Genomic DNA, 16338 nt, shown 5'->3' on the forward strand with positions numbered 1-16338 from the left:
CTGAAATGACAAGGGCGGCTTCGGCCGCCCTTGTCATATGCGCTGTCAGTGGCTGCGCTGGCGGGCCTTCTTGTTGAAGGTGGCCGCGTCGATCGGTTCGATCTGCGCCACCCTGCAATGGTCGGAGTCGGTGCGCAGCTGGCTGCGGCCAGCGTCGCACAGCAGGCCCGGCTGGCCCTCCGTAAAGAAGCTCAGCTTCCGCGAATAGCCCGCAGTGGAGCAGTCGTTCTGGAAGTGCACGACATAGTGGTCCTGGCCATTGCGCAGCAGGATGTTGCGCGAGACGCCGGCGCGCACGATCTGCTGGTCGCTGCCCAGCTGGACGCAGTCGCTGGTGGTGGAGGGGGTATCGGCGGCGCGCGCAGGCGGTGCGCTGGCGGACGCGGCAACGGCGACGAGCAGAGCGGTCAGCGGGAGCATGTTCATGGCGGGGCAGGGGGATGGCGATCCGGACTGGATCGGGTCTCACGATGCCGCCATGCGTGCAGGGGCGAATCTGCCGCAAGCAGGGCTGACCGACGTCACGGTGAGTTCGGTCACGATGACCTCCGGCAGGGCCGGATTGCAGGCATGACAAAAGGCCAGCAACCAGGGCTGGCCTTGTCGAAGTGGCGCAGCGCGCCGACCGCTTACTTCATGCGGTAGGTGATACGACCCTTGGTCAGGTCGTACGGGGTCATTTCAACCTTGACCCGGTCACCGGTGAGGATGCGGATGTAGTTCTTGCGCATGCGGCCGGAGATGTGGGCGATGATTTCGTGCCCATTTTCCAGACGAACGCGGAAAGTGGTGTTCGGCAGCGTCTCGCTGACGGTGCCCTCGAACTCGATGGAATCGTCTTTCGACATGTAGTCCTGTGCGGTTCAGAAAACGGCCACGCTGGGCCTAAGGCGCGGTATTTTACGCGTGACGGGCCCAGCTTGCAAAGTTTGTGTTAACCCCCGGCCAAACGCCGTGCCGGCAAGCGTCCGACCGCCTGTGTCCACGGGCCTTCACGGCCGTCATGGCGCACCGCGTGGCGGACGTGCTCCAGAAACGCCGCGCGCGGCAGGTGTTCGGCGCCCATCCGCAGCAGGTGCGGATTCTCCACCTGGGCATCGATCAGCGCCCAGCCCCAGCCGTGAAGCGTGGATGCCAGCGCGGCCAGGGCGATCTTGGAGCCGCCGCTGGCGCCACTGAACATGCTCTCGCCGAAGAACATCGTTCCGATCGCCACCCCGTAGATGCCGCCGACCAGCGTCTGCCGGTCCCAGACCTCGAAGGAATGGGCAAAGCCGAGGTCGTGCAACTGGCTGTAGGCCTCGACCATGTCGGGGCTGATCCAGGTGCCGTCCTGGCCAGGGCGAGGTGCCGCCGCACAGGCGCGCATCACCCGGCTGAAGGCAGTATCGGCGGTGACCTCCCATGTGCTGCCGCGCAACTGGCGCCGGAAGCGGCTGGACAGATGCACGCCATCGGTACGGAACACCATGCGCGGGTCGGGCGACCACCACAGGATCGGCTCGCCCTCGCTGAACCATGGAAAGATGCCGCCGGCGTAGGCATTGAGCAGGCGTGCCGGATGCAGATCGCCGCCCACTGCCAGCAGGCCGTCGGGCTGGCGCAGTGCGGTCTCGGCCGGCGGGAAGGGGGCGTCCGGCGCGTCGGCCAGGCGCCAGGGCAGCTGGCGGGTCATGCTGCCATTGTATTCGCCGTGGTGATGGGTGATGTCTGGCACCATCACGCTTCACCGGCAAGGAGCCTGCGAATGAGCGACCCGATCTCAGCCATCCTCGACCTGCATGACACCCCGCGCACGCGCAACGACAGCCAGGGCATGCTGCTGTCGCTGGCCGCCGAGCATCCGCGCCAGCTGGGTGAGTTGATGCTGCAGGCCGTGGCGCGACGCTCGCCCGGCTCGGCCTTCCTCGACATGGCGCTGGACCTGTTGCCGGACGAGGCGGTGCCCGCGGTCGCGGCCGATGCATGGCGCCGCTATCGCGAGGGCGAGCGAGGCGAGCTGCTGGCCAGCGTAATGGAGTTCGCCAGCTACCAGGCGCCGCAGGTGCTGCAGGAAGATTGGGAGGCGTTGCTGGTGGTGGCCCACGAGGATGAGGTGCAGTTGGCCTCGCAGGTCTGGCAGGGCCTGCCCGCCGCGACCGCTGCGCACTGGGCGCAGAGGCTGGCCGAGGCCGGGGATGATCGGGAGATGGCGCGCGCGAGGGCACTGCTGCTTGCTGCTCAGCCCGAAACCTACGCCGTTGCCCGGGGCTACCTCGTCGACTGGGGCCGGCTGGATGCCGAGGTCTGGGCGCACTGGGCTGGCGTGGCCAACGGTCCGCAGCCGCGTCGCCTGCACGGCGAGAGGCCGTTGCACATCCGCTTCGGCCGGGAGCAGCACCGCGCGCAGTTGGCCGACGAGCCAAGCTGGCGCAAGCGCATCTGGCGCCTGCATCCGACCTGGAATGGCGGACAGGTGCATCACACGGGGCGCATGGGTGGGCTGTTGGACGCGCAGTGCGGTGGTTGTCACGCACCGCTGCAGCGCCTGCTGCAGACCGATGCTGCCGCACTGCAGGCCGGCGCGGGTGGCGAGGTTACGCTGGGGCTCTGCCTGGACTGCTGCGGCTGGGAGGAGCCGCCGGTGCGCTTCTATCGCCACGATGCCGGCGGTCTGCCCAACTGCCATCCCAGCCAGTACCGCGAGGTGCCGAACACGCCCACCGACAGCGGCGACCTGATGCAGGCCGAGGTGGGTCTTGTGGCCCTGGAAAGCGTGCGCTGGCAGCAACAGGACTGGGGGCAGTCCAACCATCGGCAGAACCTGTCGCGCGTGGGCGGTGCGCCGAGCTGGGTTCAAAGCGCCTGGTACCCGGCGTGCATCGATTGCGGCGAGGAGATGCCGTTCGTGATGCAGCTGGATTCGACGCTGCCGACCACGGGCGAGGGCACGCTGCTGTGGGGCAGTGGCGGCATGCTCTATACGTTCTGGTGCGCGACCTGCCGGGTGAGTGGGCATTTCTGGCAGTGCACCTGAGCGCAGTACGCGCGCCATCGCGCTGGTAGACGCCAACCTTGGTTGGCCCAGCGCCCTGGGCGGTGCCAACCTCGCCCCCGCCCAATGCCCTGGTGGGTGCCAATCCTGCCTCGGTCAGATGCCCTGGTAGGTGCCAACCTTGGTTGGCACGCTTTTCCGCTACGGCTCTGCGCGGAACGGCCCATGCCCCTGCAGCTCCTGCTGGTAACGCCGCACATCGCGCCGCTCCTGCCGGCACCACTGCTGCAGTGCCTCGGCGAACTCCGGGTCGGCTACCCAGTGCCGGCTGCGCACCAGTGCAGGCAGGAATCCGCGCGCCAGCTTGTGCTCGCCCTGCGCGCCGGGCTCGAAACGGGTCAGCCCTTCGCGCAGGCAGTACTCGATGCCCTGGTAATAGCAGGCCTCGAAGTGCAGGCCGGGCAGGGTGGCGCCACCCCAGTAGCGGCCATACAGCGTGTCACCGCCACGCAGGCAAAGTGCACCGGCAATCGGCTGGCCCTCCTGCTCGGCCAGGAACAGCACCAGCCCGCGCCCCAATGAAATGGCCAGATGGCGCAGGAAGGCCTCGGTCAGCGCCGGGGCATTGCCGTATTCGAGGAACGTCTGCAGGTAGAAGCGGTACATGGCCTGCAGGTCGGCGCGGCTGGCCTCGTCGCCATGCACCACGCGGAACGTGATGCCCTGGCGGGTGACCTTGGCACGTTCCTGGCGGATGTTCTTGCGGTGCTTGTGGTCCATCGCACCGAGGAACTGATCGAAGGTCGCCCAGTCACCCGGGTTCTGCCACTGGAACTGCACGTCCTCGCGCAGCAGCCAGTCCTCGCCGAACAGCGCTTCGTCCGCTGCGGTGTGGAAGTTGATATGGGCCGACGACACGTCCAGTGCCGGCAGCGCAGCACGCAACGCCGACAGCAATGCGGTGCGCTCTGAATCGTGACGGGCCAATAGGCGCGGGCCGGTGACCGGCGAGTACGGCACCGCGCCCAGCCACTTCGGATAGTAGTCGCGGCCATGACGGGCATACGCGTTGGCCCAGGCATGGTCGAACACGAATTCGCCGTGCGAATTGGTCTTCAGGTAGCCCGGAATGGCGCCGACCAAGGTGTCACCCTCCCACAGCGTGAAGTGCCGGGGCTGCCAGCCCCAGTCCTCGCGCAGGCAACCGTGCTGTTCAAGCCCGGAAAGGAAGGCATGGCTGACGAACGGGTTCTGGCCGTCGTGCAGGGCATCCCAGTCGGTGGCGGGAATGGACTGCAGGGAGTCGAGGAAGCGGGCTGAGGACATGGTTGGCAAGGATAGGCCAGGTGGATCGCGAACGGTGTTGGCGGGGCTGGGTTGGTTTGTTCCGGTTGGGGGTGAGGGAAGTTTGAAATCTCCATCCGTGTGCGCTGGGTGCGGAATCACCGGCGCACGGGGCGGCAGGGTGGCGGGGCGCTGCATGAGCGGCGCGCATCCCACCACATGGAGAAATCAACGATGAAGGGATTGAAGCTTGCAACTGCCGCGGTCGCGTGCAGCCTGATCTTTGCGCCGCCCGTGTTGGCTTCTGGAGATCAGCCGGCAAAAGTGCTTGAGGATCCAGGTGCCTACGCGGAGGCGGTTGCGCTGTTGGAGCGTGAAGCTGCGAACCAGCTGACGCGTCATTTGCAGGACAGGGGTGAGCTGCGACAAATCAGCGTCAGCATCCGTCTGGATGTGAAGGCAAGGTCGATGGTGATCAGCTTTGGGCCTGGATACCTTCCCGGCCCGGATCGCGGTTATGACGAGCTCTTCCTGATTCCGATGGCGTCTACGTTGAGGTACTACGCCGAGAAGTCGGGACTGGATGTGAATGATATTGACTTCCTGTTTGACGGAAAAACCCTTGAGGAATACTACCCCGAGGATCTGGCCGTTCCGCCGAAGAAGAAAGAGAAGTCGACGCATACATCAGCTTTGGTGTCAGCAAGCCATGGCTACATCAGCTTGCATCCCAGCAGAGAATGGAAGTTCCAGCGCCCAGCGCCTCTCGGCATCCAGGAAGACACGCTGAGTCCACTGTTTGGTGACGAACTGCAAGGATTGATCGAACAACGTAGCGGTTTGACGGTGCACCGGGCACGCAGCCGCTCCACGGAACTCCATCCGGAGTCCGGGAAGCCATGGGAGCACATGTCATCCCGCTACCACCTCAAGGCGCTTTTCCCCGCACGCACCGACATGTGGAATGAGTTTCCGAACAGCCCAGAGTCTGCTCGCGAAAAGGAAGAGGACATACGGGCTCGCCCCAACTACGCAAACCATCTGGGTGTGGATGTGATGCTGAGCCTGCACACCAATGGCAGCGATTCAGCCAGCCTGCGTGGAACCGAGGTCTACTATCATCAGGACAAACCGCAGGACAAGGCGCTGGCGGATAGCATTCTCTGTGGGATGCGTGAAATCATCCGAGCGCAACCGGGCTATCGGGATTTCCCGATTCGCGAGAGTTCGACCTCGGCCAGGCACGGCGAGAACCGCATTGGGAAGATGCCCTCGGTGATCGTCGAAACCGCCTACCACTCCAATCCTGACGATGTGGCTGCCTTGCAGGACCCCGTCTTCCGCTCGGCGTCGATGAAAGGCGTGGAGAAGGGCTATCGGCTATGGGCAACTGGAAAGACGTGCGAGCCGCTGGCCCTGCATCCGATCCCGGATATCGATGTCCCGATTCAGGCGGCCCGGGACGTTGAACTGGGTTATGCCGGGAATCCTCAGTATCCGTTGTCTGTGGAGCTCTCGCTGGCATCCTGTTCGGAGGCAGGCGCATGCACGCCCTGGGCGACGACATTCGATGACCCCGCCAAGCCGCTGACCATCAATCTCGCCTGCAATGGCCCAAGTCCAGGCGCCGCGCGCTGGAGTGTTGTGCTGCGCGATGCGGATGGGGTTGCCACGACACCCGTCGAGTTCTCGCAGGCGTGCGTGCGAGCGTGAGGGCAGGCTTCGGTCTGCCGGGCATGGCCTGGCACTACTGAAAGCACAAAGGCCGGCGCTTTCGCGCCGGCCTTTGGTCTGGATCGAGCATGGCTCGACTCAGCTGGCCTTGCCCTGCGCGTCCAGGTAGCGCTCGGCGTCCAGAGCGGCCATGCAGCCGAAGCCGGCCGAGGTGATCGCCTGGCGGTAGTGCTGGTCGGCCACGTCGCCGGCGGCGAACACGCCTTCCACCGAGGTCTGGGTGGCATTGCCGCCCAGGCCCGAACGGATTTCCAGGTAGCCGTTGTTCATCGCCAGCTGGCCGTCGAACAGGGTGGTGTTCGGGTGGTGGCCGATGGCCACGAAGAAGCCGTGGGCGTCAATGTCGCGGGTGCTGCCGTCCAGGGTGGACTTCACGCGCACGCCGGTCACGCCGGCGTCGTTGCCCAGCACTTCCTCCACCTGGTGGTGCCAGACGGTCTCGATCTTGCCTTCGGCCACCTTCTTGAACAGCTTGTCCTGCATGATCTTTTCCGCCTTCAGGGTGTCGCGGCGGTGGACCAGGTAGACCTTGCGGGCGATGTTGGACAGGTACAGCGCCTCTTCCACGGCGGTATTGCCGCCGCCGACCACGACCACGTCCTGGTCGCGGTAGAAGAAGCCGTCACAGGTGGCGCAGGCGGACACGCCGCGGCCCTTGAACTCGTCCTCGGTCGGGATGCCCAGGTACTTGGCGGTGGCGCCGGTGGCGATGATCAGGGCATCGCAGGTGTACTCGTGGCTGTCGCCGATCAGCTTGAACGGGCGCTGCGACACATCGGCGGTGTGGATGTGGTCGAAGATGACCTCGGTCTCGAAGCGCTCGGCGTGGGCCTGCATGCGCGCCATCAGGTCCGGGCCCATCAGGCCGTGGGCGTCGCCCGGCCAGTTGTCCACCTCGGTGGTGGTCATCAGCTGGCCGCCCTGCTGCAGGCCGGTGATGACGACCGGCTTCAGGTTGGCGCGGGCGGCGTAGACGGCGGCGGTCCAACCGGCCGGGCCGGAACCGAGGATGACGAGGCGCTGGTGGCGGGAGGGCAGGCTGGTGCTCATGTAGACTCGCGAAAAGGTAGATGGGACAAGGCGCTGGCGATGTTTGCGCAGCATCCGTGGCTGGTCATAGAGTGGCGGCTGGGGCAGGGCGATTCAAGCCGATGAACAGAACGCCGTCATCCAGCGGTGGTTCCGGCCCTCCGATTGCCCTGTCAGATGTCGCATAACTGAAAACTGACGCCGTCTCATTTATTATCAATCACTAACAGCGCATTCCAAAGGTATGGTCTAAGGTGGCGAAGCAGGTCCCCGAACGCTCCAAGTCCGACGACAGCAAGGCGTCACGTCGCACGGCCGCGGCGGCGACGACCGACAATCCACGCCGCCAGCGCCTCTGGCGCGATCTGGGCCTGATCGCGATCGCGCCGGCCCTGCTGTACCTGGCGGCCAGTCTTTTCACGTATTCAGCCACGGATCCGGGCTGGTCGCATACCGGCAGCGTGGTCGCGCCGGTGCACAACCTCGGTGGCCGCGCCGGGGCCTGGATCGCCGATGTGCTGCTGCAGCTTTTCGGCTACATCGCCTTCCTGTTGCCGGTGGTGCTGGGCGCGCTGGCGTGGATCGCCATGTTTGGCCTCAAGCGCGAGAGCAAGGGCGAGAACGACCTGGACCCGGCGCTGCGCCTGGTCGGCCTGGTCGGTTTCCTGATCGCCGGCACCGGCTTCCTGCATGTGCGCCTGTTCAGTGGCGACGTCTCCAGCGCCGGCGGCATCCTCGGCAAGCTGGTCGGCAATTCGCTCACGGTGGGCTTCGGCGCGCTGGGCGCGAACCTGTTCGTGCTGGTGCTGCTGCTGGCCTCGATCACCCTGGCCACCGGGCTGTCCTGGTTCACGGTGATGGAGAAGATCGGTCGCGGTGTGATGTCGCTGGCGCCGTTGCTGGCGCGCAAGAAGGAAGAAGTCACCGAGTGGCAGCAGACCCGGGTGATGCGCGAGGAGCGCCAGGAAGTGCGCAAGGCCGATGCCGAGGTACGCGCCAAGCGCGAGCCGGTGAAGATCGAGCCGCGCCCGGAGCCGGTGATCGAGAAGAGTGACCGGGCCAAGCGCGACACGCAGATCCCGATGTTCCGTGGCGTCAACGGCGACGGCTCGGACCTGCCGCCGCTGGCCCTGCTGGACGACCCCAAGCCGCAGCCGGTGGGCTACGACAAGGAAACCCTGGACGCGCTGTCGCGGCAGATCGAGTTCAAGCTGAAGGACTTCCGCATCGACGCCCAGGTGGTCGGCGCCAACCCGGGCCCGGTCATCACCCGTTTCGAGATCGAGCCTGCGCCGGGCATCAAGGTCAGCCAGATCAGTTCGCTGGACAAGGACATCGCGCGCGGCCTGTCGGTGAAGTCGGTGCGCGTGGTCGACGTGATTCCGGGCAAATCGGTGATCGGCCTGGAAATTCCCAACGTCACCCGCGAGATGATCTACCTGTCCGAGCTGCTGCGCTCGAAGGAATACGACAAGTCGGCCAGCGTGCTGACCCTGGCGTTGGGCAAGGACATCGCCGGCCGCTCCACCGTGGCCGACCTGGCGCGCATGCCGCACCTGCTGGTGGCCGGTACCACCGGTTCGGGCAAGTCGGTGGCGGTCAATGCGATGGTGCTGAGCCTGCTGTTCAAGGCCTCGCCGAAAGACCTGCGGATGCTGATGATCGACCCGAAGATGCTCGAACTGAGCGTCTACCAGGGCATCCCGCACCTGCTGGCGCCGGTGGTCACCGACATGAAGGAGGCCGCCAACGGCCTGCGCTGGTGCGTGGCCGAGATGGAGCGCCGCTACAAGCTGATGAGCGCGGTGGGCGTGCGCAACCTGGCCGGCTTCAACAAGAAGGTGAAGGAAGCGCAGGACGCTGGCCAGCCGCTGATGGACCCGCTGTTCAAGCCGAACCCGGAACTGGGCGAGGCGCCGCGTCCGCTGGAGACGCTGCCGTTCATCGTCATCTTCATCGACGAATTCGCCGACATGATGATGATCGTCGGCAAGAAGGTGGAAGAACTGATCGCGCGCCTGGCACAGAAGGCGCGCGCGGCCGGCATCCACCTGATCCTGGCCACGCAGCGCCCGTCGGTGGACGTGATCACCGGCCTGATCAAGGCCAACATCCCGACCCGCATCGCCTTCCAGGTCAGCTCCAAGATCGACTCGCGCACCATCCTCGACCAGTCGGGTGCGGAAACCCTGCTGGGCCACGGCGACATGCTGTACCTGCCGCCGGGTACCGCCATGCCCGAGCGCGTGCACGGCGCCTTCGTCTCCGACGAGGAAGTGCACCGCGTGGTCGAACACCTCAAGGCGATGGGCCCGGCCGACTATGTCGACGGCGTGCTGGACGAAGTGCAGACGATGGGCGACGGCGTGGTCGTCGGTGCCACCGGCCTGCCCGAGAACAGCTCTGCCGGCGATGAGTCCGACCCGTTGTATGACGAAGCGCTGCGGGTGGTCACCGAGACCCGCCGCGCTTCCATTTCCGGCGTGCAGCGCCGGCTGAAGATCGGCTACAACCGTGCAGCGCGACTGATCGAGGCCATGGAAGCGGCCGGCGTGGTCAGCCCGCCCGAGCACAACGGCGACCGCACGGTGCTGGCACCGCCGCCGCCGAAGTAAGGCCCGACGTATCCCCCACGACGTCCAAGGAACCGACGCATGCTTCACCCCGTACCAAGCGCGCTGGCACTGGCGCTGGCAGCCCTGATGGCTGCCGGCCCGGCACTGGCAGAAACCGCCACCTCCGCGCCCGCCACGGCGCCGCCTTCCACCAGCGGCGATACCGAAGCCAGCAATAATTTCAGCATTGTCCGTTACCGCGCCGATTACCAGGTGCGGCCGGATGCGGGCAATGTGCAGACCGAAACCTACGAAGTCCTGCTCAAGACCAAGGCCTCCGTCGAGCAGTTCAGCCAGGTGCGGCTGAGCTACAGCGAAAAGATGGAAACGCTGGAAGTGCTTGGCGCCTACACCATCACCGCCGACGGCCAGCGCCGCGACGTGCCGGCCGACCGCATCTACACCCAGGAAAGCTATTCCAGCGCCTCGGCGGCGATGTATGCCGACCGCAAGGTGCGGGTGATCGTGTTCCCGAACCTGGCGCCGGGCACGCGCCTGTTCTACCAGGTGCGCCGCACCCAGGCCACGCCGTACTTCCCGGGCTATTTCGGCCTGTGGGAGACCTTCAATGTGTTCACCGAGTACGAGGACGCCGAGGTCACCCTGAGTGCGCCAGCCAACCTGCCGATGTTCGTCGACAGCCGCGGCGTGCAGGGCAGCGATCGCCCGACGGTGAAGAACGGCCAGGCACAGTGGCGCTGGCGCTACCAGCGGCGCGAAGCCATGCCGGCACAGAACTGGTCGGCGGCGGGCTGGGAGTTCGGCCCCAACATCATGGCCAGCACCTATCGTGACTGGTCGCAGATGGGTCGCGCCTACCAGCTCAAGGCCGGCCCGGCTGCGCAGGTCACGCCGGAACTGCAGGCGCTGGCCGACCAGATCACCGCCGGCATCAGCGACCGCCGCGAACAGGCCGATGCGCTGTACCGCTGGGTCGCGCAGAACATCCGCTATGTGGCGGTGTACCTGGGCAATGGTGGCCTGGAGCCGAACAGCGCGCAGAGCATCCTCGACAACCACTATGGTGACTGCAAGGACCATGTGACGATCCTGGAGGCGCTGCTGGCGGCCAAGGGCATCGCCAGCTCGCCGGTGCTGATCGGTGCCGGCGGTGGCCCGACGCTGCCGAAGATTCCGGTGCTGGGCCGCTTCAACCACGCCATCACCTACATCCCCGAGTTCGATCTGTACCTGGATTCGACCACCGCCTGGGCGCGCTTCGGCCAGCTGCCGGAAGGCGACCTCGGCGCACCGGTGATGCGCACCCGCGACGCCACACTGGCACGCACCCCGGCCAACACGCCGCAGCGCAACGCCACCTCCATGGAAGTGCGTTTCACCTTCGACGCCAACGGCAACCTGCGCGGCGAGACGATCCCGAAGCTGGGCGAGAACGCCGAGATCGGCATGCGTGCGCAGTTCTCCCAGCTCAACGCGCAGAACCGTGCGCGCGCTGAAGAGCAGATCATGGCCGCGTCCGGTTTCGACGGGCGAGGGCAGCTGCAGATCCAGGGCGTGCCGGTTGACCTGACCCGGCCGTTCGGCTACCGCATGGCCTTCCAGGCCAAGGATTACGCCGACTTCAGTGTGGCTGGCGGCATGGCCGTGCCGGATCCGCCGGGTGGTGAATCGGTGCGCGGCCTGTACGCCACCGCCTCGGCGCCGGCCAACGAGACGCCGTTCTACTGCAATGCCAGCCTGCGCGAGGAAACCTATCGCCTGCAGTTCCCGGTCAATGCGCCGATCATCGCCATCCCGGCCAGCCAGCGTTTCACCAACGCCGCCGGCGAGTATCGCGTGGACTGGAGCCGCGAGGGCCAGGACGTGATCGTGCATCACCGCCTGCAGCAGAACGCGGTGCGCGGCCCGGAGGCGTTGTGCCAGCCGCAGGACTATCCGGCGTTCCGCGCGCTGTACCGCGAAGTGCGTCGTGGCTTCCGTGGCCAGGTGCTGTACGGCAAGCTGCCCGGCTCCGGCGGCTGAATCGCCGATGGACGTTCAGGGCGGCATAATGTCGCCCTGATCGCCCATTCATCTTTATTTGGGCACACTGGCAACCACCTTTCCTGGCGCCCGCGCCCACAGGATTCCCGCATGAACTTCCGCTTCCGCCGTTTCCTTGCCACCACCACCCTGGCCGTGGCCTGCGCCGCCGCCGGCAGCGCCTGGGCTGGCGCCCGCGATGACCTGAAGACCTTCACCAGTGGCCTGAAGGGCCTGGATGGCCAGTTCAGCCAGCAGGTGTTCGACAGCCGCGGCAAGGTGAAGGAATCGACCAGCGGCCGCGTGGCCCTGTCAGCGCCGCGCCTGTTCCGCTGGGAATACGTGCGCCCGCACGAACAGCTGATCGTGGCCGACGGCAAGAAGGTCTGGATGTACGAGCCGGACCTGGAGCAGGCCACCGTGCGCGAGCAGGGCAAGGAAGAGCAGAACAGCCCGCTGACCGCGCTGATCAACCCGGCGCTGCTGGAGCAGCAGTACGATGTCAGTGAAGAGGCCGCGCAGCGCGACGGCCTGCAGTGGCTGTCGCTGTCGCCGAAGCGCGATACCGAAGCCAGCTTCCAGTACGCCGCGCTGGGCTTCAACGCGCAGGGTCTGGCCAAGATGGAGATCACCGACGCGGTCGGCCAGCGCACCGTGATCAGCTTCAGCGGCTGGAAGCGCAACCCGGGCTTCGCCGCCGGCACCTTCAGCTTCACCCCGCCGAAGGGCACCGACGTCATCGGTAACTGATCGGGGACGCCGGGCATGGCCTGGCGCTACCTGCTCTGGTGGGTGCCAACCGTTGGTTGGCATGCTTTTGATCTGCTTCGGTAGGTGTCAACCTTGGTTGACACGCTTTTGATCTGCCGGCCAGCGGCCGGCACTACCGATCATGGCCCGGCCGCCGTGGTGGCTGCCAACCTTGGTTGGCACGCTCTCGCGGTACAATGAGCCGGTGGCAAGACATCGTTCAACTTCCTTCCCCGGCCCCGATCTGCTGAGCGTCGATCGGGAACATCTGCGCCCGCTGGCCGAGCGCATGCGCCCGCGCACCCTCGACGAAATGGTCGGGCAGAAGCGCCTGCTGGCGCCGGACAGCGCGCTGCGTCGCGCGGTCGAATCCGGGCGCGTGCATTCGATGATCCTGTGGGGGCCGCCGGGCTGTGGCAAGACCACGCTGGCGCTGCTGCTGGCCGAGTATTCCGACGCCGAATTCCGTGCCATCTCCGCGGTGCTGTCCGGCCTGCCGGAAGTGCGCCAGGTGCTGGCCGAGGCCGCGCAGCGTTTCGCTGAAGGTCGTCGCACCGTGCTGTTCGTGGACGAGGTGCATCGCTTCAACAAGGCACAGCAGGACGCGTTCCTGCCGCACATCGAGCGCGGCACCATCCTGTTCGTTGGTGCCACCACCGAAAATCCGTCGTTCGAGCTGAACTCCGCACTGCTGTCGCGCTGCCGCGTGCATGTGCTGGAGGGCGTTTCGCCCACGGACATCGTCGAGGCGCTGGAGCGTGCGCTGGGTGACCGCGAACGCGGCCTGGGCGAGGAGGGCATCGAGGTCGCCCCCGAGCTGTTGCTGGAAATCGCTACCGCCGCCGACGGCGACGTGCGCCGTGCGCTGACCCTGCTGGAGATCGCCGCCGAGCTGGCGGGCGGGGAGGGTGGGCGTATCACGCCGCAGACCCTGACCCAGGTGCTGGCCGACCGCACCCGTCGCTTCGACAAGGGCGGCGAGCAGTTCTACGACCAGATCTCGGCACTGCACAAGTCGGTGCGCAGCTCCAATCCGGATGCCGCGCTGTACTGGCTGACCCGCATGCTCGATGGCGGCTGCGATCCGTCCTACCTGGCCCGCCGGCTGACCCGCATGGCCATCGAGGACATCGGCCTGGCAGATCCGCGCGCGCAGAGCATGGCGCTGGAGGCCTGGGACATCTACGAGCGGCTGGGCAGTCCGGAAGGCGAGCTCGCGTTCGCCCAGTTGGTGCTGTACCTGGCCAGCGCCGCCAAGTCGAATGCCGGCTACGCGGCCTTCAATCAGGCCAAGGCCGATGTGCGCGAGAGTGGCACCGAAGAGGTGCCGTTGCACCTGCGCAACGCGCCGACCAAGCTGATGAAGGAGCTGGGCTACGGCGCCGAGTACCAGTACGACCACGACGCCGAGGGCGGTATCGCACTGGACCAGACAGGCTTCCCGGATGCGATGGGCGAACGCGTGTACTACAACCCGGTGCCGCGCGGGCTGGAAATCAAGCTGAAGGAAAAGCTGGACCGGCTGCGTGCCGAGCGCGAAGCGGCGCGGGCCGCGAAGGGCCGTTGAGCTGGCTTATGTAGAGTCGAGCCATGCTCGACTCCGCGCTTGCACGGGCTGCAGGTGCCTTCGGGAGCAGCAGTCGAGCATGGCTCGACTCTACTCATGCATGGCTCGATTCTACGTTGTCCTGCGCGCTGGTCTTTGGCACACTGCGCGGCTACTTTTTCAAGGATGGATGCCGTGCAGGAAATGATTCTGCCGTTGAAGCGTTACGCCCAGTTCGATGGTCGTGCCAACCGTCGCGAGTACTGGATGTTCCAGCTGTTCATGTTGATCGTCTCCGCCGTGCTGATGGTGCCGCTCATCGCCGGGTTGGTGATGCAGTCCGATGGCCTGGGCATCGCGTCGATCATTCTGTTCGTTGTGTTCTGGCTGGCTACCTTCCTGCCGGTCATCGCTGTCACCGTGCGCCGCCTGCATGACTGCAACCAGTCGGGCTGGTTGTACCTGCTGGCCTTCGTTCCGTTCGGTGGCCTGGTGATCTTCGTGTTCGCGCTGATGCCGGGTACGCCGCAGGAGAATGTGTACGGTCCGGTGCCGACGGGGCCGTAAGGCTGAGGGAGTCGAGCATGGCTCGACGCTACAGAGGCAATGAACTGAAGCCGGCATGTCGCCGGCTTCGTCTTTACTTGATGCTGCAGTCACCGAAGGACAGGTAGTCCGTGCCGGAACTGAACTGCAGCGTGCAGCTGGCGGTGAACGTTGCGCCTTCTTCCAGCGCACTGAGCTTGGCGGCCTGCTGCGCATCGTCGGTGGTCAGCCGGGCCAGGACATTGCCCTGGTCATCGCCTGCTTCGATCAGTGGCTCGCCCTGCAGGTTGCTGGACACGCCCAGCGCCACCGCGGTGAACGTTACCGTCTGGTTGAGTTGTTCCATGCTCAGCGTCGAATTGCCGGCCTCTTCGTAGGCCTGGTAGAGCGACGGCAGGTCCTGCGCGGCGTGCGCGGCCAGCGGCGCAAGCAGGCCGAGGGAAAGGGCGATCAGGGTGGTGTGCTTCAAGGGAGTCTCACAATCATGGGATCCAATCCCATGGCGGTCATGGCGCGGATGAACGCGGCCTGGTCGGCGGCAGGCTGCCCGCCCTCCGTGGCTGCGCTGTAAGCGGGGCGATCCAATGCCCCGGTGGCCGGCAAAATAGGGGAGTGCCGCGTCCAGCGCAACCGGGTCATCGCGCGCGTGATACACAGCGTGACGTTCGATCGATGTGATAATCATTCGCGTTTGAGGTAGACTGCGGTCCCTTGTGAACCGGCGGCCGTGGGCCGCTTCTGCCGCCGCTGATGAAGCATTTCGTCCTGCCTTCGCGCCGGGGCCCGTTGGCCCGCGGCCTGGCCGCCTTGATGATGGGTCTGCTCCTGGCCACTCCGTACGCCCATGCGCAGCAGCGCAATCCGCTGCAGAAGATCGGCCACACCGTGCTCGATGAGCCGGCAGCGAGCTATCGCTTCGAGCATTTCGTGGTGGACAGCCCCGACCAGCAGCGCCGCTGGCGGGTGAACCTGGCGATCCCGGCCAAGGCCGGCAAGACGCCATCGCCGGTGCTGTATGCGCTGGATGGCAATGCCGTGGCCATGGTGCTGGACCAGCCGCTTCTGGCCGAGTTGGCCGCACGCAAGGCGCCGCCGGTGCTGGTGCTGATCGGCTACGACAACGACCTGCGCATCGATTCGAAGGCGCGCACCCGCGACTACACCGCATGGATCGACCGCGCCGACGACGAAAGCGGTACGACCCAGGCGGTTGGCGGTGGTGCTGCCGCGTTCCTGGATGTGATCGAGCGCCGCATCAAGCCGGAAGTCGAGCGTCGCGCACGCATCGACAGGCAGCAACAAGCGCTGTGGGGCCATTCGCTGGGCGGGTTGTTCGTGCTCAATGCGCTGTACACCCGCCCGGCCGCCTTCCAGTCCTATCTGGCCGCCAGCCCGTCGCTGTGGTGGAGCCAGGGTGCGGCGCTGGGGGATCCGGAACAACAGTTCGTGCAGAACGTGCACGGCCAACCGGCAACGCTCTGGCTGATGCTGGGTGGTGCCGAGCGTGTCGGTGATCGCGGCAAGCGTGACATGAACAATCCGCGCGTGGTCGCACACCTGCGCCGCATCGGCGGCGCCACCCCGGATGCGGCGATGCAGCTGTCCGAGCGCTTGGGCAAGGTGCCGGGCATGCGCGTGCAGTACCGCGAGTTTCCCGGCCTTGGCCACGGCCCGATGCTGCCGGCGTCGTTCCACGCGGCGCTGCATGAGCTGTATGGCGTGACCGACCGCAGTGCTGGCGATGGCGCCCCCGATGGCGGTGACAACGCCGCCGAATGAATCCCTTCGCACGCGATGCCGTGCGACCCCACTACCCAGGCGAGGCTGCCGACGTGCAGCGGCCCAGGCAACCGATGACTCCCGCGCCACGTGGCGCG

14 protein-coding genes are annotated in these 16338 nt (G+C 66.2%); 8 read left to right on the top strand and 6 right to left on the bottom strand.

Annotated features, from left to right (window positions below):
• Window positions 1–45: 45 nt before the first annotated feature.
• The 3 genes from AB1281_RS08755 to aat form a co-directional block, all read right to left on the bottom strand.
• Window positions 46–426, bottom strand: coding sequence for a hypothetical protein (locus AB1281_RS08755; RefSeq protein ID WP_075674512.1), 381 nt, complete (start codon window positions 424–426; stop codon window positions 46–48).
• Window positions 427–629: 203 nt separating this feature from the next.
• Window positions 630–848 (bottom strand): translation initiation factor IF-1, encoded by a 219-nt coding sequence (gene infA / locus AB1281_RS08760; RefSeq protein ID WP_005409596.1) that lies wholly within the window; start codon window positions 846–848, stop codon window positions 630–632.
• 86 nt (window positions 849–934) lie between these two features.
• Window positions 935–1675: a leucyl/phenylalanyl-tRNA--protein transferase gene (gene aat / locus AB1281_RS08765; protein WP_075676519.1), complete on the bottom strand. Its 741-nt coding sequence runs from the start codon at window positions 1673–1675 to the stop codon at window positions 935–937.
• Between the two features lie 72 nt (window positions 1676–1747).
• Here aat and AB1281_RS08770 point away from each other — a divergent pair, with 72 nt between their 5' ends.
• Window positions 1748–3016 carry a hypothetical protein gene (locus tag AB1281_RS08770; protein WP_430345603.1) on the top strand — a complete coding sequence of 423 codons (1269 nt, stop codon included), beginning with the start codon at window positions 1748–1750 and terminating at the stop codon, window positions 3014–3016.
• Between the two features lie 159 nt (window positions 3017–3175).
• Here the strand turns inward: AB1281_RS08770 and AB1281_RS08775 are convergent, their stop codons facing one another.
• Window positions 3176–4300 carry a GNAT family N-acetyltransferase gene (locus tag AB1281_RS08775; protein WP_430345604.1) on the bottom strand — a complete coding sequence of 375 codons (1125 nt, stop codon included), beginning with the start codon at window positions 4298–4300 and terminating at the stop codon, window positions 3176–3178.
• A gap of 192 nt (window positions 4301–4492) precedes the next feature.
• On the opposite strand from AB1281_RS08775, the gene AB1281_RS08780 reads away from it, so the two are divergent.
• On the top strand, window positions 4493–5971 hold the full coding sequence (locus tag AB1281_RS08780; RefSeq protein ID WP_430345605.1) for an N-acetylmuramoyl-L-alanine amidase family protein: 1479 nt from the start codon (window positions 4493–4495) through the stop codon (window positions 5969–5971).
• A 99-nt stretch (window positions 5972–6070) separates the two neighbouring features.
• On the opposite strand, the gene trxB is transcribed toward AB1281_RS08780, so the two are convergent.
• Window positions 6071–7042, bottom strand: a complete 972-nt coding sequence (gene trxB, locus AB1281_RS08785) for a thioredoxin-disulfide reductase (RefSeq protein ID WP_014037154.1) — start codon at window positions 7040–7042, stop codon at window positions 6071–6073.
• 233 nt (window positions 7043–7275) lie between these two features.
• Between trxB and AB1281_RS08790 the strand changes: the two genes are divergently transcribed.
• The 5 genes from AB1281_RS08790 (at window position 7276) to AB1281_RS08810 (ending at window position 14482) form a co-directional block, all read left to right on the top strand.
• A complete protein-coding gene (locus AB1281_RS08790; RefSeq protein WP_032127351.1) occupies window positions 7276–9636 on the top strand; it encodes a DNA translocase FtsK in 2361 nt (786 codons plus the stop codon).
• Window positions 9637–9675: 39 nt separating this feature from the next.
• Entirely contained in the window at window positions 9676–11619 is a 1944-nt protein-coding gene (locus tag AB1281_RS08795; protein WP_430345606.1) for a DUF3857 domain-containing protein, read from the top strand.
• 111 nt (window positions 11620–11730) lie between these two features.
• Window positions 11731–12369: an outer membrane lipoprotein chaperone LolA gene (lolA, locus tag AB1281_RS08800; protein WP_049445350.1), complete on the top strand. Its 639-nt coding sequence runs from the start codon at window positions 11731–11733 to the stop codon at window positions 12367–12369.
• Window positions 12370–12658: 289 nt separating this feature from the next.
• Window positions 12659–13936, top strand: coding sequence for a replication-associated recombination protein A (locus AB1281_RS08805; RefSeq protein ID WP_430345607.1), 1278 nt, complete (start codon window positions 12659–12661; stop codon window positions 13934–13936).
• Window positions 13937–14110: 174 nt separating this feature from the next.
• Window positions 14111–14482, top strand: a complete 372-nt coding sequence (locus AB1281_RS08810; protein ID WP_042359180.1) for a DUF805 domain-containing protein — start codon at window positions 14111–14113, stop codon at window positions 14480–14482.
• Between the two features lie 73 nt (window positions 14483–14555).
• On the opposite strand, the gene AB1281_RS08815 is transcribed toward AB1281_RS08810, so the two are convergent.
• Window positions 14556–14930 carry a hypothetical protein gene (locus AB1281_RS08815; protein ID WP_430345608.1) on the bottom strand — a complete coding sequence of 125 codons (375 nt, stop codon included), beginning with the start codon at window positions 14928–14930 and terminating at the stop codon, window positions 14556–14558.
• A gap of 281 nt (window positions 14931–15211) precedes the next feature.
• Between AB1281_RS08815 and AB1281_RS08820 the strand changes: the two genes are divergently transcribed.
• Window positions 15212–16240 carry an alpha/beta hydrolase gene (locus AB1281_RS08820; RefSeq protein ID WP_430345609.1) on the top strand — a complete coding sequence of 343 codons (1029 nt, stop codon included), beginning with the start codon at window positions 15212–15214 and terminating at the stop codon, window positions 16238–16240.
• Window positions 16241–16338 lie beyond the last annotated feature (98 nt).

Origin of the sequence: Stenotrophomonas sp. NRRL B-14846 (assembly GCF_050473585.1) — a bacterium.
GTDB lineage: Bacteria > Pseudomonadota > Gammaproteobacteria > Xanthomonadales > Xanthomonadaceae > Stenotrophomonas.

Bases quoted from the DNA above. Each gene is read 5' to 3' on its own strand.
- AB1281_RS08820 (WP_430345609.1), top strand. From the start codon at position 15,212: ATGAAGCATTTCGTCCTGCCTTCGCGCCGGGGCCCGTTGGCCCGCGGC.
- AB1281_RS08770 (WP_430345603.1), top strand. From the start codon at position 1,748: ATGAGCGACCCGATCTCAGCCATCCTCGACCTGCATGACACCCCGCGC.
- AB1281_RS08780 (WP_430345605.1), top strand. From the start codon at position 4,493: ATGAAGGGATTGAAGCTTGCAACTGCCGCGGTCGCGTGCAGCCTGATC.
- aat (WP_075676519.1), bottom strand. From the start codon at position 1,675: ATGACCCGCCAGCTGCCCTGGCGCCTGGCCGACGCGCCGGACGCCCCC.
- AB1281_RS08805 (WP_430345607.1), top strand. From the start codon at position 12,659: ATGCGCCCGCGCACCCTCGACGAAATGGTCGGGCAGAAGCGCCTGCTG.
- AB1281_RS08795 (WP_430345606.1), top strand. From the start codon at position 9,676: ATGCTTCACCCCGTACCAAGCGCGCTGGCACTGGCGCTGGCAGCCCTG.
- infA (WP_005409596.1), bottom strand. From the start codon at position 848: ATGTCGAAAGACGATTCCATCGAGTTCGAGGGCACCGTCAGCGAGACG.
- lolA (WP_049445350.1), top strand. From the start codon at position 11,731: ATGAACTTCCGCTTCCGCCGTTTCCTTGCCACCACCACCCTGGCCGTG.
- AB1281_RS08775 (WP_430345604.1), bottom strand. From the start codon at position 4,300: ATGTCCTCAGCCCGCTTCCTCGACTCCCTGCAGTCCATTCCCGCCACC.
- trxB (WP_014037154.1), bottom strand. From the start codon at position 7,042: ATGAGCACCAGCCTGCCCTCCCGCCACCAGCGCCTCGTCATCCTCGGT.
- AB1281_RS08755 (WP_075674512.1), bottom strand. From the start codon at position 426: ATGAACATGCTCCCGCTGACCGCTCTGCTCGTCGCCGTTGCCGCGTCC.